Annotated in this window: 23 protein-coding genes; 15 read left to right on the forward strand and 8 right to left on the reverse strand. The window is 46.3% G+C overall.

Features of this window, described 5'->3' with window-relative positions:
* The first annotated feature begins 126 nt into the window (after positions 1–126).
* The gene (locus KNQ02_RS00595) at positions 127–2,169 is read left to right on the forward strand and encodes a putative bifunctional diguanylate cyclase/phosphodiesterase (RefSeq protein ID WP_214768905.1); all 2,043 of its coding nucleotides are present in this window, start codon (positions 127–129) and stop codon (positions 2,167–2,169) included.
* Positions 2,170–2,432: 263 nt separating this feature from the next.
* On the opposite strand, the gene KNQ02_RS00600 is transcribed toward KNQ02_RS00595, so the two are convergent.
* Genes KNQ02_RS00600 through KNQ02_RS00610 form a run of 3 tightly spaced genes read right to left on the reverse strand, consistent with a single transcriptional unit; the run spans position 2,433 to position 4,465 of the window.
* Positions 2,433–2,780 (reverse strand): iron-sulfur cluster biosynthesis family protein, encoded by a 348-nt coding sequence (locus KNQ02_RS00600; RefSeq protein WP_088837850.1) that lies wholly within the window; start codon positions 2,778–2,780, stop codon positions 2,433–2,435.
* A 51-nt stretch (positions 2,781–2,831) separates the two neighbouring features.
* Positions 2,832–3,560 carry a tryptophan-rich sensory protein gene (locus KNQ02_RS00605; RefSeq protein ID WP_214767096.1) on the reverse strand — a complete coding sequence of 243 codons (729 nt, stop codon included), beginning with the start codon at positions 3,558–3,560 and terminating at the stop codon, positions 2,832–2,834.
* Between the two features lie 59 nt (positions 3,561–3,619).
* A complete protein-coding gene (locus KNQ02_RS00610; protein WP_214807155.1) occupies positions 3,620–4,465 on the reverse strand; it encodes a DegV family protein in 846 nt (281 codons plus the stop codon).
* A gap of 192 nt (positions 4,466–4,657) precedes the next feature.
* Here KNQ02_RS00610 and KNQ02_RS00615 point away from each other — a divergent pair, with 192 nt between their 5' ends.
* The 6 genes from KNQ02_RS00615 (at position 4,658) to KNQ02_RS00640 (ending at position 9,632) form a co-directional block, all read left to right on the forward strand.
* Positions 4,658–5,203 (forward strand): helix-turn-helix domain-containing protein, encoded by a 546-nt coding sequence (locus tag KNQ02_RS00615; protein ID WP_088837847.1) that lies wholly within the window; start codon positions 4,658–4,660, stop codon positions 5,201–5,203.
* 12 nt (positions 5,204–5,215) lie between these two features.
* Entirely contained in the window at positions 5,216–6,310 is a 1,095-nt protein-coding gene (locus KNQ02_RS00620; protein WP_088837846.1) for an ABC transporter ATP-binding protein, read from the forward strand.
* Positions 6,307–7,116 carry an ABC transporter permease gene (locus tag KNQ02_RS00625; RefSeq protein ID WP_214807158.1) on the forward strand — a complete coding sequence of 270 codons (810 nt, stop codon included), beginning with the start codon at positions 6,307–6,309 and terminating at the stop codon, positions 7,114–7,116. Before KNQ02_RS00620 ends, KNQ02_RS00625 begins: the two co-directional genes overlap by 4 nt.
* Positions 7,113–7,916, forward strand: a complete 804-nt coding sequence (locus tag KNQ02_RS00630; RefSeq protein ID WP_088837844.1) for an ABC transporter permease — start codon at positions 7,113–7,115, stop codon at positions 7,914–7,916. Before KNQ02_RS00625 ends, KNQ02_RS00630 begins: the two co-directional genes overlap by 4 nt.
* 15 nt (positions 7,917–7,931) lie before the next feature.
* Positions 7,932–8,993, forward strand: coding sequence for an ABC transporter substrate-binding protein (locus tag KNQ02_RS00635; protein ID WP_371816049.1), 1,062 nt, complete (start codon positions 7,932–7,934; stop codon positions 8,991–8,993).
* A gap of 129 nt (positions 8,994–9,122) precedes the next feature.
* Positions 9,123–9,632, forward strand: a complete 510-nt coding sequence (locus tag KNQ02_RS00640) for a hypothetical protein (protein ID WP_029331533.1) — start codon at positions 9,123–9,125, stop codon at positions 9,630–9,632.
* Positions 9,633–9,665: 33 nt separating this feature from the next.
* Here KNQ02_RS00640 and KNQ02_RS00645 read toward each other — a convergent pair whose 3' ends face one another.
* A complete protein-coding gene (locus KNQ02_RS00645; protein ID WP_029331532.1) occupies positions 9,666–10,274 on the reverse strand; it encodes a YktB family protein in 609 nt (202 codons plus the stop codon).
* 123 nt (positions 10,275–10,397) lie between these two features.
* Here KNQ02_RS00645 and KNQ02_RS15780 point away from each other — a divergent pair, with 123 nt between their 5' ends.
* The gene (locus KNQ02_RS15780; protein ID WP_214807160.1) at positions 10,398–12,092 is read left to right on the forward strand and encodes a GGDEF domain-containing protein; all 1,695 of its coding nucleotides are present in this window, start codon (positions 10,398–10,400) and stop codon (positions 12,090–12,092) included.
* A 207-nt stretch (positions 12,093–12,299) separates the two neighbouring features.
* Here KNQ02_RS15780 and KNQ02_RS00655 read toward each other — a convergent pair whose 3' ends face one another.
* The 4 genes from KNQ02_RS00655 to KNQ02_RS00670 form a co-directional block, all read right to left on the reverse strand.
* On the reverse strand, positions 12,300–12,950 hold the full coding sequence (locus KNQ02_RS00655) for a homing endonuclease associated repeat-containing protein (protein WP_088837840.1): 651 nt from the start codon (positions 12,948–12,950) through the stop codon (positions 12,300–12,302).
* A gap of 278 nt (positions 12,951–13,228) precedes the next feature.
* Complete coding sequence (locus tag KNQ02_RS00660; RefSeq protein WP_214807162.1) at positions 13,229–14,878, reverse strand: peptide ABC transporter substrate-binding protein; 1,650 nt, start codon at positions 14,876–14,878, stop codon at positions 13,229–13,231.
* A gap of 664 nt (positions 14,879–15,542) precedes the next feature.
* Entirely contained in the window at positions 15,543–15,992 is a 450-nt protein-coding gene (gene bcp / locus KNQ02_RS00665) for a thioredoxin-dependent thiol peroxidase (protein ID WP_214807164.1), read from the reverse strand.
* A 14-nt stretch (positions 15,993–16,006) separates the two neighbouring features.
* Positions 16,007–16,849 (reverse strand): hypothetical protein, encoded by an 843-nt coding sequence (locus KNQ02_RS00670; RefSeq protein ID WP_214807166.1) that lies wholly within the window; start codon positions 16,847–16,849, stop codon positions 16,007–16,009.
* A 126-nt stretch (positions 16,850–16,975) separates the two neighbouring features.
* Here KNQ02_RS00670 and KNQ02_RS00675 point away from each other — a divergent pair, with 126 nt between their 5' ends.
* The 7 genes from KNQ02_RS00675 to gatB all read left to right on the forward strand — a co-directional run bounded on the left by KNQ02_RS00675 (position 16,976) and on the right by gatB (position 25,593).
* Complete coding sequence (locus KNQ02_RS00675) at positions 16,976–17,263, forward strand: HesB/YadR/YfhF family protein (protein ID WP_088837836.1); 288 nt, start codon at positions 16,976–16,978, stop codon at positions 17,261–17,263.
* 130 nt (positions 17,264–17,393) lie between these two features.
* Positions 17,394–18,938: an L-glutamate gamma-semialdehyde dehydrogenase gene (gene pruA / locus KNQ02_RS00680; RefSeq protein WP_029331525.1), complete on the forward strand. Its 1,545-nt coding sequence runs from the start codon at positions 17,394–17,396 to the stop codon at positions 18,936–18,938.
* 79 nt (positions 18,939–19,017) lie between these two features.
* Positions 19,018–20,529 carry a sodium/proline symporter PutP gene (gene putP, locus KNQ02_RS00685; protein ID WP_285800494.1) on the forward strand — a complete coding sequence of 504 codons (1,512 nt, stop codon included), beginning with the start codon at positions 19,018–19,020 and terminating at the stop codon, positions 20,527–20,529.
* 446 nt (positions 20,530–20,975) lie between these two features.
* Positions 20,976–22,196 carry an Nramp family divalent metal transporter gene (locus tag KNQ02_RS00690; protein WP_088837834.1) on the forward strand — a complete coding sequence of 407 codons (1,221 nt, stop codon included), beginning with the start codon at positions 20,976–20,978 and terminating at the stop codon, positions 22,194–22,196.
* A gap of 201 nt (positions 22,197–22,397) precedes the next feature.
* Positions 22,398–22,688: an Asp-tRNA(Asn)/Glu-tRNA(Gln) amidotransferase subunit GatC gene (gene gatC, locus KNQ02_RS00695; RefSeq protein WP_088837833.1), complete on the forward strand. Its 291-nt coding sequence runs from the start codon at positions 22,398–22,400 to the stop codon at positions 22,686–22,688.
* Between the two features lie 16 nt (positions 22,689–22,704).
* Complete coding sequence (gene gatA, locus KNQ02_RS00700; RefSeq protein ID WP_214807167.1) at positions 22,705–24,147, forward strand: Asp-tRNA(Asn)/Glu-tRNA(Gln) amidotransferase subunit GatA; 1,443 nt, start codon at positions 22,705–22,707, stop codon at positions 24,145–24,147.
* A 12-nt stretch (positions 24,148–24,159) separates the two neighbouring features.
* Entirely contained in the window at positions 24,160–25,593 is a 1,434-nt protein-coding gene (gene gatB / locus KNQ02_RS00705; protein ID WP_088837831.1) for an Asp-tRNA(Asn)/Glu-tRNA(Gln) amidotransferase subunit GatB, read from the forward strand.
* Positions 25,594–25,744: the final 151 nt, after the last annotated feature.

The raw sequence follows: 25,744 nt of genomic DNA on the forward strand, positions 1-25,744 counted from the left end.
CCGAATTGTTTAGAATTGGGCGTATTCTCGCCTGATTTTGATAAAAATTCGAAACAGTACTGAAAGAAATGACGAATTAAGACGATACTAATAGGAATGTCAGTCAAAAAGAGAGGCACTTACACAATGAATGAATGGATCATACTACCGAAACACTATGAAGAGGCACTGGTCATCCTATCGGTTATCGTCGCCATTGTCGGATCCTACGCCTCGCTTGAACTCAATCGACGCTTGGCTAAAGCGACATCCTTAAGAAAACGAACACTGCTTCTTTCATCATTGACGATGGGGTTATCGATTTGGGGCATGCACTTTATTGGAATGGGTGCATTCGAATTATCGGTCGCGGTCAATTATGACTGGGTCCTGATGTTACTCTCGGTCGTACCCGCGATCACGGCTGCATGGATTGCCTTTTATTTATTATATTATTCTGCAATCACGCGTAAAAAAGTCGTGCTTGCAGGTTCACTCATCGGGATTGGAATTACAATGATGCATTACCTCGGGATGGCCGCGATGCAGTTTGGGGGAGATATCCGTTATGACACCGGCATCTTCACTCTTTCAGTGTTGATTGCCGTGACGGTTGCCTATGTGGCGCTATTATTGCTTTATATGACGCGCCATGTCGACAAAAAACGCATTTTAATCCCTGTCGCGACATTGATGGGCTTAGCCGTATCAGCGATGCATTACGTAGGCATGCTCGGAACGACATTTTGTATACCGGCTGATTCCACTACCGTTTTGTCAAATGACCCGATCACGTCGAACATCTTGAGTGAAGTGGCGATTCCAATCTTTATTTTAATCATCTTGATCACGGGACTCTACATCCACTTGGAACGACGTGCACTTCAAATGATGGCCTATACGGACCATTTGACAGGGCTGCACAATCGGCGCTGGCTTGACCATCACATGATGAAGGTGGATGGACAATACAACCGCTCGAAACAAACGATGGCGATGGCGTTGATTGATTTAGACGGCTATAAATGGATTAACGACACATTCGGTTTTGATCAAGGGGATACGATCATTCGTCAGTTCGCAGATCGGATTAAAGAAATCCTCGGCGAAGAGGAAGCCTGTATCCGCTATAACGGAACACAATTTTTCTTGATTAAACAAGTCGATACGGAACAACTTGAGGCTTCATTTAATCAAGTGCTCGAGCAAATCCGTCAACCGATGCTCCTTGAAAATCAAGAGATTCATTTAACTGCGACGATTGGTGTCATCTTGCCGAATCCAGAAGAAACGTTAGAGATGCGGATTGGTCAGATGGAGAGTGCCTTACGGGCCGGAAAAAATGAAGGGCGCGATCGGTTTGTTTTATATGATGAATTGATTCACTCGGATCGACGGGAACAGTTGATCGTCGGTTCACTCCGAAAGGCGATGACCGATTACAAAGAATTTAATCTCGTCTATCAGCCGAAGATTGCGTTAGCGACAGGGAAGGTCGAACAAGCAGAGGTCCTGATTCGGTGGAACCATCCGAAACTCGGCTTCATCTCACCGGCCGAGTTCATTCCGATTGCTGAAAAGTACAGTTTGATTCATCGACTGACGGAATGGGTCCTGAAGGAGACGGTTCACCAGATGGAGTTGTGGAAAAAGGAGGATCATTTCATTCGTCAAGTGTCGGTCAACTTATCAGCGATGCACTTCCGGTCGGAGTCTCATAATTCAATGATTAAAGAGATTGTCCATCATTCACTCGAACGCGGGGGAGAGCTTCATCTTCAACTCGAAATTACGGAGACCTCTGTCATGGAAAACTTGGAACGGGCCCTGATGATGCTTGGTGAACTGAAACAGTTGAGTCTGACGATTGCTTTGGATGACTTCGGAACAGGGTTATCTTCACTGACCCACTTGAAGCACTTACCAATCGATATCTTAAAGATTGATAAATCGTTCATCGATGAGGTTCCGCATGACGAGCGGGGCACGGCCATCACGGAAATGATCATTCAATTAGCGAAAAGTCTCGGAATTGAGGTCGTGGCGGAAGGTGTCGAAACACTCGAACAGCACGAATTTTTAAAACGCCTCGGCTGTGATTATGGACAAGGGTATTATTATAGCCGTCCGATGAACGTCAAGGACTTGGATCAGCAGACGATTGAGCGCACAGTACGTGATGTCGGCTAAAAAAATATTGTTTTTTAAATCCAATCACGGATTGGTTACGTAAGCTAGATAAGCACGCCGGCACGATGCGTGCGAAAATATGGGGGACGAAAAACGTATTGGTAGTAGGTTAATCGGGCGGAAAAACCTACTCGACTCGTGTACGATGCAGACAGAACTCTAGTACATTTTATAGATGACCGTGACTCTGTAATCAACGCAGCCTCTGTCTGTCCAACTATTACAAAAGGCAGCTTCCACAAGGGAGGCTGCCTTTTTTGTACTTACCGATTCGGTGTCAACTGACAGCCGGTATGATCGGTCACAAGAACATTCGTATTGAAGTATTGTCCGTCGCTTTTTAAAATCAGTGATTTTGATTCTTCTTTATAATCGAGTGTCATGTCTTGATCGAGAAAGTGACTCGACCAACGTTTGACGAGGACGGGACCGACATTTGAATCAATCGTCATATCTTCGTCAGTCGCCGACTCGACGAAACGGATACTGAAGATACCGGAGTTTCCACAACCGCATCCTTCTGTGTCGTAATAAAGATGAAGCTGTCCTTTAATGTCACCGCGCAATTGTTCAATCCGGTCAAGTGCGGGACGTGTAAATGTGATGTTCATGACAATCACTCCTTTGTCTCCAGTATACGCGTGTTTCAAACAGAAATAACGTTACTTGCTCACATGGATTTGCCGACGCATCCGGACGAGTAAGAAGACGTATCCTGCAAGAAGGACGACGACGCTACCGAGGACGACCGTATCAACGAGACCGTCATCTGATTTAAAGTTGATCGCGATATAGGCCCAAACGAAGACGAGCGGATAAATCGGATCGCGGTTCGCAAACATAAAGATGAGTGCGACAATGACACCTACCGGAAGCATGATCATCGTCCAACCGGCGTCACCGATGCCGAGCAACTTCGTGATGCCTTGCGTCTGCATGACGATGAAGACGTTAACGATTGTCGCGACCGAGACCCAGCCGATGTAAAGGGAGAACGGGACTTTAAAACGAAGGGCTTTTGTTTCGCGATCGACCTTCGAGTAGATGACCATCAAAGAAGCGAGTAGACCAATCATGACGACGAGCGTCAATGGGAAAAGTTTGTAAGCGAATGTGACGATCCAAGCGGCATTAAAGAGACAACTAATCAAAAACCAAGGACCGATTTTTTTTGCGATTTCATGTTCTTTGAACTTTGGGATGGTCTGTAAAATCAACCAAACAAGTAAAACACCATAAATGAGTCCCCAAATCGAGAACGCATACCCGGCAGGTTTGAACAACGTCGGAATCGTGTCGGAAATACGACCGGTTTTCCCACCGTCGAGTGCGTTAACTGTTACAGCAAAGATGAAACCAAGCCAGTTCAACCAAATCCATTTATTTTTCAATAGAAAAACCTCCTTTAATCTCTAAAGAAGGTTTACCCTGAATCTTTCAGTTTTAGACATTAGTGTCGGCTTGTCGGATTCAAGAATGACATGCCAATCGCCGGATTCCCGGTGTGTGAGCCGAGGACAGGCGTAAGATCGTCAATACGAATCGAGACATCGAAGCGCGCCTCGAGTTTTACTTTCCATTCCCGTGCTAAGTCGTACGCTGTGGCATGAAACAGTGAAATATCCGTTACGTCACCACGTTCAAGGATTTCGACGAGATGATCATAAATTTTGGAGTGCGCTTTCTTAAAGGTCCGAACCGTCTGGTAAGGAACGATTTTGCCCTCCTCGAAGTGGAAGAGCGGGCGTAATTGAAGTAAATTACCGACGAAAGCTTTCGTCGATGAAATGCGACCGCCAGCTTGCAACTGTTTTAAGTTTTCGACGGTAAATTCGATGTGATGATCGAACCGTCGTTTTAAAATCATCTGTTCGATTTGTTCAATCGCAACTCCTTGTTCTGCTAACTGGATCGCTTCCGCAAGTAATTGTCCTGCTGGATAGATGCCGCAACGGGAATCAATCGCAATCAGACGAAAACCTGCAATTTCTGCTCCTTGAATGGAAGCATTATACGTACCGCTCAGTTCGCTCGATAAATGAACGGCAAATCCGAAGTCATAGTCTGCTTTTAGTTTTTCATAGTGTTCCGTAAAAGTCCCAATCGAAGGTTGACTCGTCGTGACCTTATGACCGGCATCGATCCAGCTATAGACAGTCTCAGCATTGACATCGACACCGTCGATAAAACTTTCACCATCCTTCATGACAAGTAACGGGACGATCGTTAAGTCTTGATGGTCGACGATTGAGTTTGGCACAATCGTCGTACTGTCTGTAATCCAAGCAATGCGCATCGTGAATTCCTCCTCATTTTAGTACCTGATATTAATTGTAGGTGTAAGCGTTATCGGTGTCAAACCCTCCTGAAAAAAGTGAGTAATTTCCCTTGCTAAAAAAAGTCAGTACGCTATAATCGGTACGTGATTAGTAAACTTTCAGTCGTCTTATACTAAACTCAACAACAGTATGGGAGAGGAGGGCGTAAAGTGCGTACGATTGGCAATAAAATTAAAAACCTGCGTCTTCAAAAAGGATTGACACAAGAAGAGCTCGGGGAAAGAACCGATTTAAGTAAAGGATATATTTCGCAAATCGAGCGAGAGATCAGTTCTCCCTCGATTGAGACATTATTTAGCCTCCTTGAAGTATTAGGCATCTCAGCAAGAGACTTTTTCGATGAGGAGGCGCTGAATCAGAAAGTCGTTTATACACGAGACGATGTCACGAGTTATGCCGATGAGGAACGAGGGTACCACGTCACCTGGTTGATTCCGGAGTCGAATGAAAAAGAAATGGAGCCGGTCCTGTTGACGCTTGCTGCGAACAGTTCATTTAAAGCTTATGAACCGTCCGGATCGGAAACATTCGTTTATGTCCTCAAGGGTAACGTGACACTCGCACTCGGTCGACAAATATTCCGGGCGAAACAAGGTGAGACGTTCTACTATAAAGCGTCAGAAATCCATCAACTACGAAACGAGTCAGCGACGGAGGCGAAACTTCTCGTCACAGCAACCGACTCGTATCTTTAAGGAGGAACTAAAGTGACAACGAATACGATCATTCAATTCAAAGAAGTATCAAAACAGTTTGACGACCAAACCGTCCTCGACGGTGTCAGCTTCGAAATCGAGCGGGGGAAGTTCTACACATTGCTCGGCCCATCCGGATGCGGTAAAACGACAGTCCTGCGCTTGATTGCCGGTTTTACGGAAGCGACAGCGGGTGAAATCATCTTCAATGGAAAACGGATTAACGATGTTCCGGCGAACAAACGTCAAGTCAATACGGTTTTCCAGGATTATGCCTTGTTCCCGCACTTAAACGTCTTCGAGAACATCGCCTTCGGCCTCCGAATCAAAAAGGTCAAAGAAGCAGACATTAAGCAACGTGTCCTTGATGCGTTGAAGTTCGTTAACTTATCGGGCTATGAAAAACGGGAAATCACAGAGATGTCGGGTGGACAACGTCAACGTGTCGCGATTGCCCGGGCAATCGTTAATGAACCGGAAGTGATTTTACTGGACGAACCCTTGTCAGCACTCGATTTGAAGTTGCGGACGGAGATGCAATACGAGCTGCGCGACTTACAGCGTCGTCTTGGGATTACGTTCATCTTCGTCACGCATGATCAAGAAGAAGCGCTTGCGATGTCGGATGAAATTTTTGTCTTAAATCATGGTTCAATCCAACAATCGGGGACACCGACCGACATTTATGATGAACCGATCAACCGCTTCGTCGCCGACTTCATCGGTGAATCGAACATCATTCCGGGACGGATGTTAAACGACTACCTCGTTTCGTTCGCTGAAAAAGAATTTGAATGTGTCGACCGGGGACTTGAATTGAATGAGCCAGTCGAAATCGTCATCCGTCCGGAAGACTTAGAAATCACGAATGTCGCCCAAGGGAAGTTACAGGTGACGGTCGATTCACAACTCTTCCGCGGCGTCCATTATGAAATCGCCTGTATCGATGAAGTCGGAAATGAGTGGCTCGTCCATAGCACGAAAAAAGCGACAGTCGGTGAGCATATCGGTCTGACATTTGATCCGGAAGCGATTCATGTCATGCGTCTGAATGAGACGGAAGAGGACTTTGATAAACGGCTTGAATCGTACGATGGGGTGTTATGATGCAAAAAACACGTAACTGGTACCTGATTCCCTATACATTTTGGATTGCCTTGTTCGTCATCGCACCAATCGTGCTTGTCATCTATTATTCGTTCCTTGATTTAGATGGAAACTTCTCGTTCGTCAACTATCAGAATTTCTTTACCTCGACGTATTTGACGATGACGCTCAGTTCATTTTGGTATGCTTTTTTAATCACGTTGTTTTCGCTTGCGATCGGTTATCCGACGGCCTATTTATTGACGAAAACGAAGCATAAACAACTTTGGTTGCTCTTGATCATCTTGCCGACCTGGATCAACCTGTTGCTGAAAGCCTATGCTTTCATCGGATTGTTCAGTACGTATGGGCTTGCGAACCAAACGCTTGAAGCGATTGGCATCGGGCGCAAACAAATCCTGTTCACGGACTTCAGCTTCGTGTTCGTGTCGGTCTACATCTTCATCCCGTTCATGATTTTGCCGATTTTTAATGCCATCGAAAAGTTAAGTCCGTCGCTCGTCTTTGCGGCACGTGACTTAGGGGCATCGAACTTTACGACATTTCGTCGTGTCGTCTTCCCGTTGACGATTGATGGTGTGAAGTCAGGCTGTCAACTTGTCTTCATCCCGGCGTTATCACTCTTCATGATTACCCGCCTGATTGCCGGGAACCGTGTCATCACGCTCGGTACAGCAATTGAACAACAATTTCTTGTCACCCAAAACTGGGGGATGGGTGCGACAATCGCCGTCTTCTTGATCATCGCGATGGCCATCATTCTCGCCTTGACGAGTACGAAACGGAAGAAAGGAGCGACGGCATGATGAAACGGTTTAAACTGGCAAACCTATATTTGATTGGTGTCTTCATCGTCTTGTATGCTCCAATCTTCTATCTCGCATTCTATTCGTTCAACAGTGCAGATAACATGACGAACTTTGATTCCTTCACGTGGGATTGGTATAAGGAAGTCTTTCAAGATTCACGCCTCTTGATCATCGTCTTGAATACACTCGTCATCGCCTTGCTCTCAGCAGCGATCTCGACGATTGTCGGCGTGTTCGGTGCAATCGGGATTCAAGCAGTTCGGAAAAAGCGGATTGAAACGTCGCTCCTGACACTTAATAGTATTTTGATTGTCAGTCCGGACGTCATCATCGGTGCATCGTTCTTAATCTTCTTTACGATGCTCGGGATTCAACTTGGCTTTACATCCGTCTTACTGTCGCACATCGCGTTTTCTGTCCCGATCGTCGTCATCCTCGTCTTGCCGAAACTGCAAGAGATGAGCCCGACGCTCGTCGATGCGGCACGTGATTTAGGGGCAAGTCGTTTGGACGTCCTGACGAAAGTCATCTTGCCGTACATCACACCGGGGATCTTTGCCGGATTCTTTACGGCACTGACGTACTCACTCGATGATTTTGCTGTGACATTTTTCGTGACGGGGAATGGGTTTACGACCTTATCCGTTGAAATCTATTCATTGGCACGCCAAGGGATTTCGATGAAAATCAATGCCTTGTCGACCGTCATCTTCTTATTTACGTTCTTACTTGTCATCGGCTACTATTTCTTGAACCAACGTTCTGTAGCGAAGTTGTCACGACCGGAGGTGAAATGACCGTTGAAAAAATTAATCCAATTGTTCGTAACGATTTTTTTAATCTCGGGCGTCATCCTGTTTGCTTTGAACCGCTTAAACGCGACACAAGGTTATTCCGGGGGAAATGTCTTGAATATTTACAACTGGGGGGATTACATCGACCCGGACTTAATCGATCAGTTTGAAGAAGAGTCAGGAATTAAAGTCGTCTATCAGACATTCGACTCGAACGAAGCGATGTTGACGAAGATTGAGCAAGGAGGGACGACGTATGATATCGCCGTTCCTTCAGATTATGCGATTGCGAAGATGATTGAAGAAGATCTCGTCATCCCGATTGATCAATCGAAAATTCCGAATCTCAAGCATATCGATGATCGTTTCCTTGATTTGCCGTTCGACCCGGGCAATCAGTATTCGATCCCGTATTTTTGGGGGACGGTCGGCATCGTCTACAATCAAAAACTGCTTGATGGAAAAGAACCAACGAGTTGGAAAGATTTATGGGACCCTGCCTTTAAAAATCAAATCTTATTAGCGGACGGAGCCCGTGAAGTGATGGGGATGAGTCTAAACAGTCTCGGTTATTCCTTGAACGAAACGGACGAAGACAAGCTCCAGGAAGCAAAAGCGAACTTGATGGACTTGACGCCGAACGTCAAAGCGATCGTTGGAGATGAAATCAAGCTACTGCTCGCAAACGAAGAAGCCGGAATCGGGGTCGTCTGGTCCGGTGATGCCAATGAAATCATGAGTGAAAATGAAGACTTGAACTACGTCATCCCGTCAGAAGGGTCGAACGTTTGGTTTGATAATGTCGTCATTCCAAAAACGGCGGAAAACGTCGAAGGGGCACATGCGTTCATCAACTTCATGTTGCGCCCGGACATCGCTGCGAAGAATACGGATTATGTCGGCTACTCGACACCGAACAAAGATGCTTTAAAACTCCTCGACGCAGAGGTACGGGAAGACGAACGGTTCTATCCGGATAAAGCTGTGACGGATACACTCGAAGTCTACAAAAACTTGGGGAAAAAGATGCTTGCCCATTACAATGAATTATTCTTAGAGTTTAAAATGCATAAAAAATAACACAGGACTGGTATCCCACGGATACCAGCCTTTTTTAAAATATTTTTCTAAAAAATGTATGGAAGATGAGTATTTTTTGAGAAATGGGGGAATGAGTTATTTAACAAAGTATTTTTAGGAGGTAACACCATGAAACGAATCTTAGGACTTATCTTAACAGCAGCTCTTGCCGTCAGCGTCGTGTCAGGCACTTCATATAATCAATCAGCAGAAGCAACGAAACCAACGGATGTCAATTGGCTTCAACATATTAAGAAGAACGCCGGTTATGCTAAGTCACTCGACAAAAACGTTAAACTTAACCGAACGACACTCGCACAGGTACATAGTGCATATAAAGGTGAAAAAAATTCGAACTGGTGCCAAAGTGGTAACGGGCTTATGACACCCGATCGTTCCGTTCATTATTGTTCGACGTACGGAGTAAAAGACAGTAAAGCAAAAGTTTCAGCAATCGTATATGATCCGAAAATGGTCAAACGCACGATTTCTGTCAAGGAAGTAAAAAAAGCGTATCCAACTGCTAAACTTGATCCAATGTTCAACACGATGACCGTTTCAGCGAAAAAGGTCAACATTTATCTAAATTTAAATTCTGACCGTACACAAGTCATGTCAATTCTAGTAAAATATAACTAATGAGAAAAAGGATGACCTTATAGGCCATCCTTTTTATTTAACCTTTTTATAGACCGGCACGAGATGGTCGTAGGTATTTCGAATCAATTCAAGTAATGCATCATGGGACATTGTGCTGACTTTTTGGGCGGAAACATGCCGTCCGATTAAAAATTCAGCTTTTTTTACATCACGAAAACGAACTAATCCTTGTTCAAGGTTTGCATCAGTCACACGAACTGCTTCTTTTTTCATGTGATCGTAGGAAATGACGAAGTCCTCCGGTAAGTCCTGTAACAAATTTTGTTGCTCGAGAAGTTGCGTCGCGTATTGTTGTTTATTAGGAAGCTCGTAGATATAAGCGAGCCAAATGAACAAATGATCATCAAAGAGTCCGACTTGGAAATGCGGATGTTTTTTATAACCACGTTTGTTTGGAGAAAACGCCATCCACGTATCATTAGGCGGGTTTACCTTGCGTCTTGCATGTTGTGCGATGTGCACATACATATCCTCTGCGAGATTGACTGTCAAATCGGGTGAGACTTCAGCGCCGATCTGCCGAAAAACAGGTTGTATCCGTTCCCGGATCGCTTCCATCCGGTTTTCTAACCCTTCGATTTCAAACGCTTCGAAGGCTTCCTTTGTAAATTGAGTACTCATGTATTCATCACCTCTGTTTACATTGTAACAAATCTGTCTAGGAAAAAGAGCGTTTGAAGATTTTCTTAGGTGCAATGCAGTACACTTAAAAAAATAAAAATTTTTTAGGAAGGGGAACTCAACGTGCGTCGTTTTCAACAATACCTCCTTCGAAGCTGGGTCGTGTTCTTTATCGTCGTGATTGTCATTGATCTTATCGCGAGAGCAGACGGATACAGCCTCAGCATCGATTACTTTACATTCTTTTTGGTAGTAGCGTTATCGACGATTTTTGTCGTCGACCCGGTTCGTCGAAGACATATGAGTTTTACGTTCCACTTTGGTTTTGTCCTGTATACCTTTTTAACATACGGATTGTTATCAGCGATTTGTGTCGGACAATTGACGATGCTGATTTACCAATTGCGTTCATTTCATACGGCAATCGGACGACGGCGTATGCTGCACAATTATCCATTCAACGTCACGCTTGAACTCTTATTGATTTTGCCGGCAGGTTTAGCCTACAATGCGCTCGGTGGAACACACGGTCCGGATTTTTCACTCATCGGGAATATCGTACCGCTCGTGACGATGGTCGTCATCATGTGGGTCGTCCTTTTGTTCCAATATACATTGTCGAACTTCTTACTCGGAGAGAATATCCCGAGCAGCGTCATGATCCCGTTGCTACGATTTGAAGCAGTCGTCATTACGGCAGAACTGTTATTTGGAGTTTTTAGTACCTTGATGGCCCAAAACAATGGAATCAGTGCATTGGTCATGACGGCATTTGCATTATTCATCATCAAACGTGCGCTCGGCAGTTCAGTTCATGCGAGTGACCGGATTGAACACTGGGAACAGATTGAGCGTCTAAAAGAAGCAGCGTGGCAGGACGGGGATTCCCAGTTCATCATCGAACGCTACTTAAAACAACTCAATCAATTCGTTAAACCTGACATCGCCTGGATAAAGTTTGATTTTGGAGAAGGAAAGACAGTCTATTATTCGCTGAAAGATGGACGGAAATTAAAAGCGGATCACGTCGAAGGAATCATCATCGAAGAATTGATTGAAAAAGAGGAAGTTCTCCTTTACGGCATGCAACAGGAGTGGGACATTCGCCTCTACGATTGTCTTCCTGAAGAAACACAATCGATTCTGTTCATCAAACCGGAAGCGACGGAAACCATCAATTGCTCGTTATTTTTAGCATCGGAAGCAAGTGGTGAATTCACGACAGATTTTGGTTATGAGCTGTATCGTGCATTGCGTGTGTTATCCTGGGCCGTTGAACGGGCCCAAGAACGACAACATCTTTTAATCGATAGCCGGACAGACGCCATGACAAAATTACCGAACTACCGTGCCTTGCAAGAGTGGGGCGATCGACGAATCAAGCAAAAGGATTTGTATCCGTTCTCGGCATTGATGATTGACTTGGATCACTTCAAGAAAATCAATGATACCCATGGTCACGAAATCGGAGATGTTGTATTGTTCGAGGTCGCTAAACTCTTGATGCAGGCAACACGCATCACAGACCTTGTCGCGCGGTACGGCGGAGAAGAGTTCGTCGTGTTATTACCGAATACGGACATCGAATCGGCACGAATCGTTGCAGAGCGCATCCGTGAGACGCTACACGCCAATCCAATCGAAGTATCCGGTCATTCGTTAGAAATCACCGCAAGCATCGGAATCGATACGCTGAAAGAGTTAGGCGATCTTGCGAGCCTGATTCGAAATGCAGACCGTGCGATGTACGTAGGGGCTAAATTCCAGGGGCGTGACCGCGTTGCGTCATACCAAGAATGGAAAGAAAAAGTGATTTAATATAACGGTGCTGACTCATAAGTGTAGCCCAAACAATCTTTTTGACAGACGTTTTCGTCCTACATCAAATCAAGTGGCCGATGCTTCCATCTTTTCACGGAAGCATCGGCCACTACTATTAAACATGAAACAGACCAGTCGAGGTTTCGACTGGTCTGTTTAGCGTGTGAACTATAAAACAAGAAGAAAATGAATGCACTAGACTGATTATTGCGCTTGTTGGTTACTCATACGGATTTCACTCTCGATCGCATGAATAGCGGCTGACCATGAACCATAGCGATGGAGCAATGCTTTTGTAGAGGGTTTGTTGTTTCGCTTCGCCCACTCACGGTAAGCTTCAAAAGACAATGAGAATCCGACTTCTTCAATTGCTTGTCGAAGTGATGCCGCAAGCTCAGCTTTCGAATACGTGACGCTTGCTTCGAGTCCTGCTGCTGTACAGGCATCATGCCAAGAACCAAACATCTTCACAATATGATAGTGGCTCGGTGCATGGTGAACCGACTTCCGCCAAATTTGGTACTTCTTCAAGGTAATCGTCGAACCGACATCTTTCGCATACCGGTGGAAAGAATTCAGAATTTCATCTTTCGTATATTTCGGTGCCCGCTCCAGCTCTTCCGGTTGCTGATCGATATGCCATTCAAAACCTGCGGCAGATAAAGCTTCCGGCCACGAACCGAATTGACGGATGATGTTTTCAGGTAATGGCCAACCATGTATAACGGCATAGCGGCGGTAGATCGTCCGGCGTGGCCGGTCTTGAATCAGTTCGCCGACTGCACGGATGGCTTCAATCATCTCGATTTGTTCTTCTGTGAATGTTTGTTGACTCGTCAGTACACGTTGCTTCAAAGATGAGTCCTCCTTCCTAAATAATCGTAGTGTTGAGGCAAAAGTCCTCTATATAGAATGTATCGGCACTTTTTCATTAAATCTGAAGAATTACCGCGAATTATTGTAAAAAAAAGTGAATTTAGTTTCTTCTGCATAAGTATAAATGGAAGTAATACAAATGAAAACAGAATGTTACCACTTTTTAATCAATATTTAAAAAACAGTACATTCGCCCCATATGGAAAAAAAGACCAGACCCGCGTAAAGCGAGGCTGGCCTTTAGAGATCTTGTATGCTTATCTTCCTTCGATGTATGTCCATTTGAACGAAGTATCCGCTCCGACTTTGTGGTTGACGATTCCTTTAACGTAAGGTTTACGTAAGAGGGAAGCACCGCGTTGGTACATGACAGAGATTGCTTGATCGTCTTCGAGTAAGACTTTTTCAGCATCCTTCAGTGACTGCCAGCGTGTTTCGGCATTCGCGTCTTTCATTGCAGATTTGATGAGTGAATCGTACTTTTCGCTTGAGTACTTACCACGGTTGTACGGTCCACCAGTCATCCACATATCGAGGAACGTCATTGGATCCTGGTAGTCAGGTCCCCAACCAGCGAATGAAAGTTCGAATTCACCTTTCGATTCAAGATCTAATTTGTTTTTGAATGGCTGCTGCTTGATTGTTACTTCAAGACCAGGAAGGTTTTTCTCCCATTCACCTTTGAGGTATTCAGAGATTTTTTTCGAGTTGTCATCATCATATGAGAGAAGCTCGAGTTTAACTTTGTCTTTGCCTTCTGCTTTTAGACCTTTCTCGAATGATGCTTTTGCAGATGAAGCATCGAATGAACCGAAGCCTTCGTTGCCGTCGCGGAAGTCTTTTCCGTCCGGACCATTTGCGAATTCTTGCGGGACATAGTAGTATGCCGGGATTGAACCGTTGTTTAAGAGGACTTTCGCCATTTGTTCTTTGTCATATCCTGAGTCGATCGCTTTACGGATATCTTTATTTTTGAGCAATTCGTTTTTGAAGTTCATTTGGATATAGTACATTGATGCATCGAGACGTGTTTGGAAATCTTCATCATCTTTATATTGATCGACGAATTCGCTTGTCAAACCGACTGTATCGATGTCGCCTTTTTCGTACAGGTTGACAGCCGTTGAAACTTCTTTAACGACTTTGTAGTTAACTTCTTCAAGTTTAACTGCGTCAGCATCCCAATACTGATCGTTCTTTTTGTACGACCAACCGACTTCTGTTTTCCAGTCTGTTAGTTGGAATGGACCGTTGTAAAGGAAGTTTTCAGGATCTTTCGCGAAATCTTTACCTTTTTCTTCGACGAATTCCTGCTTAAGCGGCATGAATGAACCGAATCCAGTCAAGGCTTTGAAGTAGTCTGCAGGTTGTGTCAACTTAACTTCGAGTGTCTTGTCATCCACTGCTTTAACACCGACATCTTCCGCTTTCCCTTTACCAGTGTTGTAGCCTTCCGCTCCATCGATGACATACATGATATAAGCATATTGCGAACCGCTATCAGGGTCGAGGACACGTTTCCAAGCATATTCGAAGTCTTTTGCTGTGACATCGCTGCCGTCAGACCATTTTGAATCGCGTAATTTGAATGTGTATGTAAGTCCATCTTCCGAGACGTCAACACTTTCTGCAACACCTGGTGTCGGCTCTTGGTTTTCATCAAGACGGAAGAGACCTTCTTGAACGTTGTTTAAAACTGTGAAAGAAACAGAGTCTGTCGCGACTGTCGGGCTAAGTGCCGGGATGTCTGATCCGCTTGTTAAATTCAAGACTTGCTTGTCATCTGATTTTGCAGTGTCTTTCGAGCCGGATGTGTCTTTCGAGTCATCTGTTGATGAACAAGCTGCCAAGCTTGATCCTGCGATTGTTAGTGCACCAACGAGTGCGAGTGTTTTTTTCTTCTTCATAATGATAAGTTCCCTCCCAAGAATAAATATATATGATGATAAAATGAGTACCCGGTAGTTAGAGCGATCCGGTGTCCTATGAAAAAAAATAAGAGGGGTCATCGCCTTTTACTTTTGTTGAAGGAAAGCACCGGATCAACTTGTTTCTAATAATAAATACAATATTCAGAAAAATCAATAGAATATTTTCAGATTATTTCAAAAACATTAAAAATATGAGTAATGCCAAGGTTTTTTATGTGAAAAAAATTTTTGAAAGGATAAAATTGGTAGCGATAAAATAATTGTAAAATTAAAAAACACGCTACATCCGTAACGTGGTCAGCGTGTAGACAAAGTGATATCGGAAGATGAAAGCGTCTTTTTTCGTTGCTTTCCTCGGGCGAGGCGCAAGCCGTTGCTCCTTGATCCTAACGGACAACGAGCAGGGGCTTGTCTGCCTCTGCAAGTCGCGTTAAAAATGCACTTTTTCCCGTAGGAGTCAACGAAACGTGACGCTTTTTAGGTAATACCATGACAGAAATCCGGGCATGGAGACGGTTTAGAGCGCAATCCGTCTCGAATCGTTTAGAACCGCGAACTTTGCCTCTCGTTATAGCATATTTACTCTTCATAAGAGTTTGTCTACATTGAAACAGGCTACATCAGTAGCGTGTTTTTCTTTTTAATCAAGTGATTTTACGTAGTTTAAGGCTTCAGTAACATGATCTTTAACTTTAACGCTCCGCCATTCTCGGATTAATTCACCCGCCTCATCAACTAAAAACGTTGAACGGACGATCCCATAATATTCCTTACCGTAGTTCTTTTTGAGTTGCCAGACCCCATACTGTTCGCAGACCGTATGATCGACATCAGAGAGAAGTTGAAACGGAAGTTCATATTTTGAGATAAAGTTTTGATGCCGTTTTTGACTGTCAGCGGAGATCCCGAGGATGACGGTATTTTCAGCCGCGAAGGCGTCCGTCGCGTCACGGAAGTCACAGGCTTCCGTCGTACAACCCGGTGTCGAGTCTTTCGGATAGAAGTAGAGAATGACTTTCTTACCACGATAATCGGCGAGTGAAATGTCTTCGCCTGTAGCGTTCGGTAACGTAAATGTCGGTGCGTTCATAAAAGAGTCCTCCTTTAACCTAGTTCCATGTTCAGTTGATCAGCGTATTTTCCGAATTTCTTTTGTAAGCTTTCCTTTAATGGGTCAAGTGCGATTAAATATTTTTCATAGTCTGTTCCGGCCTTCGCAGTTTTGAGTAATAGATCTTGTTCATCGACATACCAGTCCGCGTAATCGGAATAATAATCGACTAATACTTCGGGATTGCCTTCGTTGCCGAGTGCCATACCGTAAATCATTAAGATGTTACTGTTCATCTCGAGTGCCATATAGTCGGTTTGGGCATTGACGCGTGTGAACACTTTATCCTGTTCATCTTCCGGTGTGTTCCCGACGGCTTCTGCTGCTTTGGCATTGACACCGTATTCGTCTGCATTAAATGAATCAAACATCTCAGCGAGCGTCGTGAAGACGGCTGGTTCAAAGGTCGTTGGTGCGATGACAGCTTTCCATTCCCCATCTTTTTTCAGGAATAACTTCGACGCACGGTTTGGGAGCGGGGACCCATCCGCATCATTGAATTCATGGATGATATAGGCGACGTCGCCTTGTTGGAAGCTTTTAACGACCTTGCCAGGCGTGACGTTCAGGTTTTTAGCACCAATCGCTGCTGCGCGTAACGGTTCGGACTCACCCGTGTACTCAATCTTAGCGAGTGCTTTTGCATCAGCTGATCCCGTTTTCCCTAACGTATCTTGATAGGCTTGATAGACATCAAGAACGGCTTGATCGGCTTGCGCAACTTGTTTCGTTTCCGTCGTCTTCGGGGATTCAGTATCTGTAGAGGAAGTGGAATCGTTCCCACATCCGACTAACAGAATGCTCGTTGATAGTAGAGCTGTGATTAATCGTTTCATATAGGACCTCCTAAATCAGAATCAACAGGAATGATGGAATGAAGTGTTTACTGTCTTCACCATACAGGATATTCGCTTTTTTGAGTAGGAAATAGGTACACTAGTCTAAAGGGGAGTGGATAAAACATGAAAATTCACGTAACGGATGAAGCATTACAATACTTTAAAGATGAGATGGAAGCGAAGGAAGGCGACACGATTCGCTTTTTCGCGAAATACGGCGGATCGACGGATTTGACACAAGGATTTTCGGTCGGTGTCCATATGGAAGAAGTCGAACGGGCAGCTGTCGAAGAAGTCGTGGACGGGATTCATTTCGTCGTCTCCGATCAAGATGAGTGGTTGTTCCAGGAGCAGGACGTCAAGGTCTCAATCCAAAACGAAGAGATCGTCTTTTCCCAAGCAACTGAATAATTCGAGCGAAACGTGAGCGGGAGAACGTAGCCTGCTCATTTTTTTTGACTAGAATAATTGTAAGCGGCGTCATGCTTCTGTACAATGGAGAATGTAAGCGATTAAAAGTATGTATAAAGGGGGAATAGAGATGATTCCGTACAAACACGAACCATTCACGGACTTCTCACAAGAAGCGAACAAGAAAGCGTTCGAGGAGGCACTTGCACTCGTATCGCAAGAGCTAGGAAAAGATTATCCGCTCGTCATCGGGGGCAAACATGTGACGACGGAAGATAAAATCGTTTCGGTCAATCCGGCAAACAAAGAAGAAATCGTCGGACGTGTCTCAAAAGCGACACAAGCACACGCAGAGGATGCGATGCAGGCAGCTGTCACAGCATTCGAAACGTGGAAATTCGTCAATCCGAGTGTTCGTGCGGACGTCCTGTTCAAAGCGGCGAACATCATCCGTAAACGCAAACATGAATTCTCGGCGTACCTCGTCAAAGAAGCTGGGAAACCATGGAACGAAGCAGATGCGGATACAGCAGAAGCAATCGATTTCCTTGAATATTATGCACGTCAGATGCTCGTCTTAAAAGACGGCAAAAAAGTCGAGAGTCGTCCGGGTGAATACAACCGTTACGATTACATCCCACTCGGTGTCGGGGTCATCATCTCACCATGGAACTTCCCACTCGCGATCATGGCAGGGACTGCGGTTGCGGCAATCGTCGCCGGAAACCCGATTCTCTTGAAACCGGCATCGACGACACCAGTCGTCGCTGCTAAATTCGTTGAAGTCATGGAGCAGGCAGGTCTTCCGGCTGGCGTCTTGAACTTCATCCCGGGACCAGGGGCAGAAGTCGGGGATTACCTCGTCGACCACCCGAAAACACGTTTCATCAGCTTCACAGGCTCACGTGATGTCGGTCTCCGGATTAACGAACGTGCTTCGAAATTAAATGACGGTCAAATCTGGCTCAAACGTGTCATCGCAGAGATGGGCGGAAAAGACACGATGGTCATCGATGAGTCAGCCGATCTTGATTACGCGGCAGACATGATCACAAAAGCAGCATTCGGCTTCTCAGGTCAAAAATGTTCAGCGTGTTCACGTGTCGTCGCACTCGACTCCGTCTACGACGAGTTACTCGAAAAAGTTGTTGCGAATACAGCAAAACTGAGCATCGGGAACCCGGTCGACGTGACGAACAACGTCGGTCCTGTCATCGATGCAGCGGCATTCAAAAAAATCACGTCGTACTTCGATATCGCAAAACAAGAAGGACGGATTGCAGCAGGCGGAACGGCTGACGATTCAACCGGTTTCTTCGTTTCACCGACGGTCGTCGCCGACGTTCAACCGACGGATCGTTTGATGCAAGAAGAAATCTTCGGACCGGTCGTTGCATTCACGAAAGCGAAAGACTTTAAAGAAGCAATCGCGATCGCGAACAACACGGAGTACGGTTTGACAGGGGCAGTCATCACACAAGACCGGACAAACCAAGAGTACGCACGGGCGAACTTCCATGTCGGGAACCTCTATTTCAACCGTGGTTGTACAGGTGCAATCGTCGGGTACCAACCGTTTGGCGGCTTCAACATGTCGGGAACGGATTCAAAAGCCGGTGGACCGGATTATTTAACACTCCACTTGCAAGCAAAAACGACTTCAGAAATGTTCTGAATTAGTGTTTAATAGATGAAACGGGTATGCGACCTGCATATCCGTTTTTTTTATACACCATAGAAAAGGGGGAGCAAGGATGAACGGAATGTGGTTAGCGATTTTACTGTATCTCGGTCTGATGGTGACGCTTGGCGTGATGGCGTATTACCGGACGAAAAACATGAATGATTATATGCTTGGAGGACGTACGATCGGGCCCGTCGTCACTGCACTCTCAGCCGGAGCAAGCGATATGAGCGGGTGGTTGTTGATGGGATTGCCGGGTGCGATGTTTGCAACTGGTCTGTCCAGTGGATGGATCGTGATCGGCCTATTGCTCGGAGCTTATGCAAACTGGTTGCTTGTTGCGCCACGTCTGCGGGCGTATACCGCGCATGCGGGCGACGCCATCACGATTCCCGACTATTTCGAAAAACGATTCCATGACAAAAGTGGTGTGTTGCGTACAGTTTCAGCTGGAGTTATCTTAATATTCTTTATAATGTACGCATCGAGCGGGTTTGTCGCCGGCGGCCGATTGTTTGAAGCGGTCTTCGGTTTAGAGTACACGACGGGTCTTTGGATTTTAGCCGGTGTCGTCATCGCCTACGTGTTCCTTGGCGGATTCCTCGCCGTCAGTTGGACGGATGTCGTCCAAGGGATGATCATGGTCATCGCGCTCTTGATCGTTCCGGGTGTCGCCCTTTCACTGAGCGGCGGGATCAATGAGACGCTCGAGACGATTCGGACGACGGATGGTTCAAAACTTGAACTGTTTAAAGGAACGACGATTATCGGCATCATCTCCTTACTCGCTTGGGGACTCGGCTACTTTGGTCAGCCGCACATCATCGTCCGTTTCATGGCGATACGTAACTTGAGTGAAATGAAGTCGGCCCGCCGGATTGGGATGGTCTGGATGACCTTCTCCATCATCGGCGCGATGGTGACAGGATTATTCGGTTATGCGTACTTTACGCAACAGGCGATTGAGCTGAACAACCCGGAGAACGTCTTCATTCAGCTTTCGCGTGATCTATTCCCGGGCTTCATTACCGGTCTCTTACTCGCAGCGTTACTCGCTGCCATCATGTCGACGATTTCGACACAGCTACTCGTCTCTTCGAGTGCTGCGACCAATGACTTTTATCAACGCTTCATGAAGCGGACGCCTTCAGACAAAGAGTTGATGCTCGTCGGTCGTATCATGGTGCTGGCAGTTGCCTTACTTGCCATTGCGTTATCGTTCGGCGCACAAAAATCGATTTTGACACTCGTCGGGTACGCGTGGGCAGGATTCGGTTCTGCTTTTGGTCCGGTCGTCTTGTTCAGCTTACTGTGGCGCCGGATGAACAAAGCGGGAGCACTCGCTTCGATGCTGACGGGATCCGTCGTCGTCATCGCCTGGATTTTAGTCAAACTGTACGTGAAGGATTTACCGTTCTATATTTCGGAGATGTATGAAATGATTCCTGCATTCCTCGCGTCGACGATTGCACTCGTTGTCGTCAGTCTGGCGACGGCTGAACCAAGCGAAGCGGTCTACCGTGAGTTTGATGAAGTAAAGGCGCAGTTGAAAGGTGTCAAACCAGAGCAGAAAATCGTGTGAGTGAACAGCAGGTCATGTAAGGACTGAACTCAGACTGTAGACAACGTGCTATCGGGAAATCAAGCGTCTTTTCCCGTAGGAGTCAACGAAACGTGATGCTTTTTAGGTGATACCGTGACGGAAAGCCGGGTATGCAGGCAGTTTAGGGCGCAATTCGTCTTGAATTGCCGTGAAGACGAGTCAAGACGGGGAAGCGCAGTAAGACAGTATGCGAATAGATAAGCTTCAATCTTCATCAGCGTTTGTCTACAATCTGATCGAAGTTCACTTGAATGTGAACTTCGATTTTTTTTGTGGTTAGAATGCGCGGTCAAAAAGAATGGTAGATGGCTTGATTTCAGGACTGAATGATTCAGTTTACTTTGTTAATAAGTATTTCCGTGAAGCATGTATGTTGCCTGAAGGAAAGAAAAGCGTATACTTGCAACTAAAGAGAGGTGTTCAATATGGTCAGTCAACCGGTAGCACCGGTCGAACGATTGAAAAAAAGACAATTTATCGGTCCGGCCTTTGTTGCCGCCGTCGCGTACCTCGACCCGGGGAACTTTGCGACGAACATGACGGCCGGCGCCCAGTACGGATTTTTATTACTTTGGATCATCGTCGCAGCGAACTTGATGGCGGTCGTCATCCAAACGTTGTCAGCAAAACTTGGACTCGTCAGTAATATGAGCTTGGCGGAAGTCATCCGGGACGAGTTATCACCTGTCGCCCGACTGTTTTACTGGGCACAGGCGGAACTCGTCGCCATGGCGACGGATCTCGCGGAATTCGTTGGTGCCGCACTCGGATTTCATTTGTTATTTAATATTGATATGAAAATCGCTGCGCTGTTAACAGCCATCGCGTCGTTCGTCATTCTCGGCTTTGAACGGAAGGGCTTACGCCATTTCGAAGCCGTCATCGCTGGACTGGTCCTCGTCATTGCCGTTGCATTCGCGATCCAAGTCATTCAGGTCGAGCCGAACGTGCGGGACATGGCAGGGGGCTTGATTCCCGGATTCGAGGGAACACCGAGTATCGTCCTTGCTGCCGGGATGTTAGGGGCAACGGTCATGCCGCACGCGATTTATTTGCACTCGGATTTGACGAAACGCCGGATGGGGAAAATTGCGGATAAACGAGGATTGATGAAGATTCAGACACTTGATATTTGGGCAGCGATGTTAATCGCAGGGGCGGTCAATGGGGCGATGCTCGTCATCGCGGCGACAGTCTTCTTCGGAACCGATCAAAAAGCAGCGACACTTGAAAGTATTTTTTCAGGACTCGGGACATCGCTCGGTGGAACAGCACCCTACCTGTTCGGGGTCGCCTTACTCGTCTCCGGTCTTGCATCATCAAGTGTCGGGACGATGTCCGGCGATGCGATTATGCGTGGGTTCCTAAAGATTGAGATTCCGATTTTCCTTCGTCGGAGCATCACGATGGCACCAGCCATTGTATTGTTGTTATCGGGATTTGATCCGACGCGTGCTTTAATCTGGAGTCAGGTCGCCTTATCGTTCGGGATTCCGTTCGCGCTGATTCCATTGATTCGGGCAACGTCGAGTGGGCGAATCATGGGTGACTTCAAGAACGGGATGAAGATGAAACTCCTTGCCTGGAGTATCGTGACGATCGTCATCATCTTCAATGTCTATTTACTGGTTGATCTTTTAGTTTGAATATTCTGTTATTTTGTTTTGTAAAACAGTCGCACGGGTAATGAATTACTAGAAGCTTTCCGCCCGAAAGCTTTGCTACCCCTATAAAGACGATGGTGCGGACCTCCCCCCGATGCACCATCGTCTTTTTTGTCTGACTAAAAAGTGCTATGATTAGAAATAGTGTAAAATATACTGCAAAAGTTCCGGAGGTGGAATGACATGGCAAATATTAATGAAGAGCAAGTCCGCCACGTGGCGCATTTGGCACGCCTTGCCGTGACAGATGAAGAAGTACAACAATTTACGGTTCAGCTCGAAAAAATTCTCGGTTTTGCTGAGCAATTAAATGAACTTGATACGACAGGTGTCGAACCTACGACGCATGTCCTTGATTTAAAGAACGTCTTACGAAAAGACGAAGTACGTCCATCGCTTCCGCGCACGGAAGTAGAACGACTCGCACCTGATTGGGAAGCCGGACAAGTCCGCGTCCCAGCAGTGTTCGAATAAGGAGGAGACCACAGAGATGTCACTTTTTGAGCATGGTGTCAAAAAACTGCATACACTCGTCAAGGATGGCGAAGTGAAAGTATCGGATCTCGTTCAAGAATCGTTTGATCAAATCGATCGTGTTGACGGGAAGGTCGGCGCCTTTTTGTCCTTGAATGAAGACGCATTCGAACAAGCAAAACGGATGGATGAGCTCGCAAAACATGAAGCAAACCCATTGTTCGGCTTACCAATCGGTGTGAAAGATAATATCGTCACGAAGGGAATGACGACGACATGCGGCTCGAAATTCCTCGAGAACTTCGTCCCCGCCCACGACGCGACTGTCGTCGAACGCTTACATGAAGCAGGTGCCATCACGATCGGTAAACTGAACATGGATGAATTCGCGATGGGGTCTTCCAATGAGAATTCAGCGTACAAACCGGTCCGTAACCCATGGAACACAAAACACGTTCCAGGTGGATCTTCAGGTGGCTCAGCTGCTGCTGTTGCGGCAGGAGAAGTCTTGTTCAGTCTCGGTTCTGATACAGGTGGTTCGATCCGTCAGCCGGCTGCCTATTGTGGTGTCGTCGGTTTAAAACCAACGTATGGTCTCGTTTCACGTTTCGGTCTCGTCGCATTCGCGTCATCACTCGACCAAATCGGACCATTGACACGGACGGTCGAAGACAACGCCTATTTGCTTAGCGCGATTGCTGGGCATTGTGACATGGATTCGACGTCAGCGAACGTCGACCGGATTGATTATACGAAAGCACTAACAGGTGATATCAAAGGCTTGAAAATCGCCGTTCCAAAAGAATACTTCGGCGAAGGTGTCAGTGAATCTGTGAAAGACAACATTCGTGCAGCCATCAAAAAACTCGAGTCCCTCGGAGCGACGGTCGACGAAGTCTCCCTTCCGAACTCGAAGTACGCGCTTGCGACGTATTACTTACTCGCTTCATCGGAAGCCTCATCGAACTTAGCCCGCTTTGACGGAATCCGTTACGGTGTCCGTGCTGAAGCAGATGCGCTCGAAGATGTCTTCAAGTATTCACGTGCCCAAGGATTCGGCGACGAAGTAAAACGCCGCATCATGCTTGGAACGTATGCGTTAAGTTCAGGTTATTACGACGCGTATTATAAAAAAGCGCAACAAGCGCGGACATTGATTAAAAAAGATTTTGATGACGTCCTCGCGAACTATGATGTCATCATCGGACCGACGGCACCTACACCTGCATTCGAACTCAGTGCGCAAAACGATGATCCTGTCACGATGTATGCGAATGATATCTTGACGATTCCAATCAACTTAGCGGGTGTTCCGGCGATTTCGGTCCCGGCAGGTCTCGTCGACGGATTACCAGTCGGTCTACAAATCATCGGAAAACACTTTGACGAGGCGACGATCTATCGTGCGGCGCATGCTTTCGAGCTTGCAACGGGCGGATTCGCGCTTCCGAAGTTATAAGGAGAGTGCGTTATGAACTTTGAAACGGTTATCGGCATCGAGGTCCACGCCGAACTAAATACAAATACAAAAATGTTTTGTGGCTGTGCCCGTGAGTACGGTGCGGAAACAAATACGAAAACCTGTCCGATTTGTCTCGGACACCCGGGCGTACTTCCGATGGTCAATGAAAAAGCAGTCGAACTCGCGGTTCGTGCGGCAATGGCGCTCAACTGCCACGTCGCCGATCAAACAAAATTCGACCGGAAGAATTACTTCTATCCGGATACGCCGAAAGCCTACCAAATCTCACAATTCGATCAGCCAATCGGGTTTGATGGATTCATCGATGCGGAAGTCGACGGTGAAACAAAACGCTTCCGGATTGAACGGGTCCACTTAGAAGAAGATGCCGGGAAGATGAACCATACGGGTGCTAATCATTCTGTCGTCGACTTTAACCGGACGGGCGCACCTTTGATTGAAATCGTCAGTGAAGCCGACATGCGTTCACCAAAAGAAGCGGTCGCCTACCTCGAACGTTTGAAAGAAGTCCTGCAATACGCAGGCGTCTCGGACGTGAAGATGGAAGAGGGTTCGTTACGGTGCGACTGTAACATCTCAGTCCGTCCTTACGGGCAAGAGAAGTTCGGAACAAAAACCGAATTGAAGAACCTCAACTCGTTCGGGAACGTCTTAAAAGGACTCGAATTCGAAGAAGACCGTCACCGTAAACTCTTGTTAGCGGGTGGCGTCATGCGTCAAGAAACACTTCGGTTTGACGAAGCGAAAAAACAGACTGTCTTGATGCGTGTGAAAGAAGGCGCGTCCGATTACCGGTACTTCCCAGAACCGGATCTCGTCAAGCTCGTCCTCGACGAAGACTGGAAAGAAGCGATTCGTGCCGCGATTCCGGAACTTCCGGATGCACGTCGTGTCCGCTATCAAGAAACGCTCGGTTTATCCGCGTATGACGCGAAACAATTAACCGTCACACGCGAGATGGCTGAGTACTTCGAAGCGACGATTGCTGCCGGTGCAGAACCGAAAGCGGCAGCGAACTGGACAGTCGGTGAAGTACAAGGACACTTGAACAAGTCGAGTGAAACGTTCGAAACAATCAAACTGACACCGGCACGTCTCGCCGAGATGATCGAATTAATTGCCGGTGGAACGATTTCTTCGAAAATCGCGAAACAAGTTTTCGCGGCGACGATCGAACAGGGTGTCGAACCGCGTCAGTATGTCGAAGAACAAGGACTCGCTCAAATTTCTGACGAGGGTCTCTTACGAGGACTGATCGTCGAGATGTTCGAAGCAAATCCGGCTGTCGTCGAAGAACTCGTGGGTGGACGAGACCGGAAAAAAGGTTTCGTCATCGGTCAAATCATGAAGAAAACGAAAGGGATGGCGAATCCGGCCCTCCTCGATCAACTCTTCCATGAAGAACTCGAAAAATTAAAATAATCCTTTAAATCGTAGTAGATGTCCCCATTTTTCGTCTCGTAATCAGGCGGAGAACGGGAACATCTTTTTTTTCGGCTTTGTAATGTAGCAAAACTTCATGTAAAATAAAACAGTTATGTATCAAATGGACCGGTTGATTAAAAAGGAGAAA

Source organism: Exiguobacterium sp. s102 (genome assembly GCF_018618635.1).
Lineage (GTDB): Bacteria > Bacillota > Bacilli > Exiguobacteriales > Exiguobacteriaceae > Exiguobacterium_A > Exiguobacterium_A oxidotolerans.

Excerpts from the sequence above, each read along its gene's own strand:
- KNQ02_RS00645 (WP_029331532.1), bottom strand. The coding sequence starts at position 10,274 with ATGAGTACTCAATTTACAAAGGAAGCCTTCGAAGCGTTTGAAATCGAA.
- gatA (WP_214807167.1), top strand. The coding sequence starts at position 22,705 with ATGTCACTTTTTGAGCATGGTGTCAAAAAACTGCATACACTCGTCAAG.
- KNQ02_RS00675 (WP_088837836.1), top strand. The coding sequence starts at position 16,976 with ATGAAAATTCACGTAACGGATGAAGCATTACAATACTTTAAAGATGAG.
- gatB (WP_088837831.1), top strand. The coding sequence starts at position 24,160 with ATGAACTTTGAAACGGTTATCGGCATCGAGGTCCACGCCGAACTAAAT.
- KNQ02_RS00690 (WP_088837834.1), top strand. The coding sequence starts at position 20,976 with ATGGTCAGTCAACCGGTAGCACCGGTCGAACGATTGAAAAAAAGACAA.
- KNQ02_RS00640 (WP_029331533.1), top strand. The coding sequence starts at position 9,123 with ATGAAACGAATCTTAGGACTTATCTTAACAGCAGCTCTTGCCGTCAGC.
- gatC (WP_088837833.1), top strand. The coding sequence starts at position 22,398 with ATGGCAAATATTAATGAAGAGCAAGTCCGCCACGTGGCGCATTTGGCA.
- KNQ02_RS00625 (WP_214807158.1), top strand. The coding sequence starts at position 6,307 with ATGATGCAAAAAACACGTAACTGGTACCTGATTCCCTATACATTTTGG.
- KNQ02_RS00610 (WP_214807155.1), bottom strand. The coding sequence starts at position 4,465 with ATGCGCATTGCTTGGATTACAGACAGTACGACGATTGTGCCAAACTCA.
- KNQ02_RS00630 (WP_088837844.1), top strand. The coding sequence starts at position 7,113 with ATGATGAAACGGTTTAAACTGGCAAACCTATATTTGATTGGTGTCTTC.
- KNQ02_RS00595 (WP_214768905.1), top strand. The coding sequence starts at position 127 with ATGAATGAATGGATCATACTACCGAAACACTATGAAGAGGCACTGGTC.
- pruA (WP_029331525.1), top strand. The coding sequence starts at position 17,394 with ATGATTCCGTACAAACACGAACCATTCACGGACTTCTCACAAGAAGCG.
- KNQ02_RS00660 (WP_214807162.1), bottom strand. The coding sequence starts at position 14,878 with ATGAAGAAGAAAAAAACACTCGCACTCGTTGGTGCACTAACAATCGCA.
- bcp (WP_214807164.1), bottom strand. The coding sequence starts at position 15,992 with ATGAACGCACCGACATTTACGTTACCGAACGCTACAGGCGAAGACATT.
- KNQ02_RS00600 (WP_088837850.1), bottom strand. The coding sequence starts at position 2,780 with ATGAACATCACATTTACACGTCCCGCACTTGACCGGATTGAACAATTG.
- KNQ02_RS00670 (WP_214807166.1), bottom strand. The coding sequence starts at position 16,849 with ATGAAACGATTAATCACAGCTCTACTATCAACGAGCATTCTGTTAGTC.
- putP (WP_285800494.1), top strand. The coding sequence starts at position 19,018 with ATGAACGGAATGTGGTTAGCGATTTTACTGTATCTCGGTCTGATGGTG.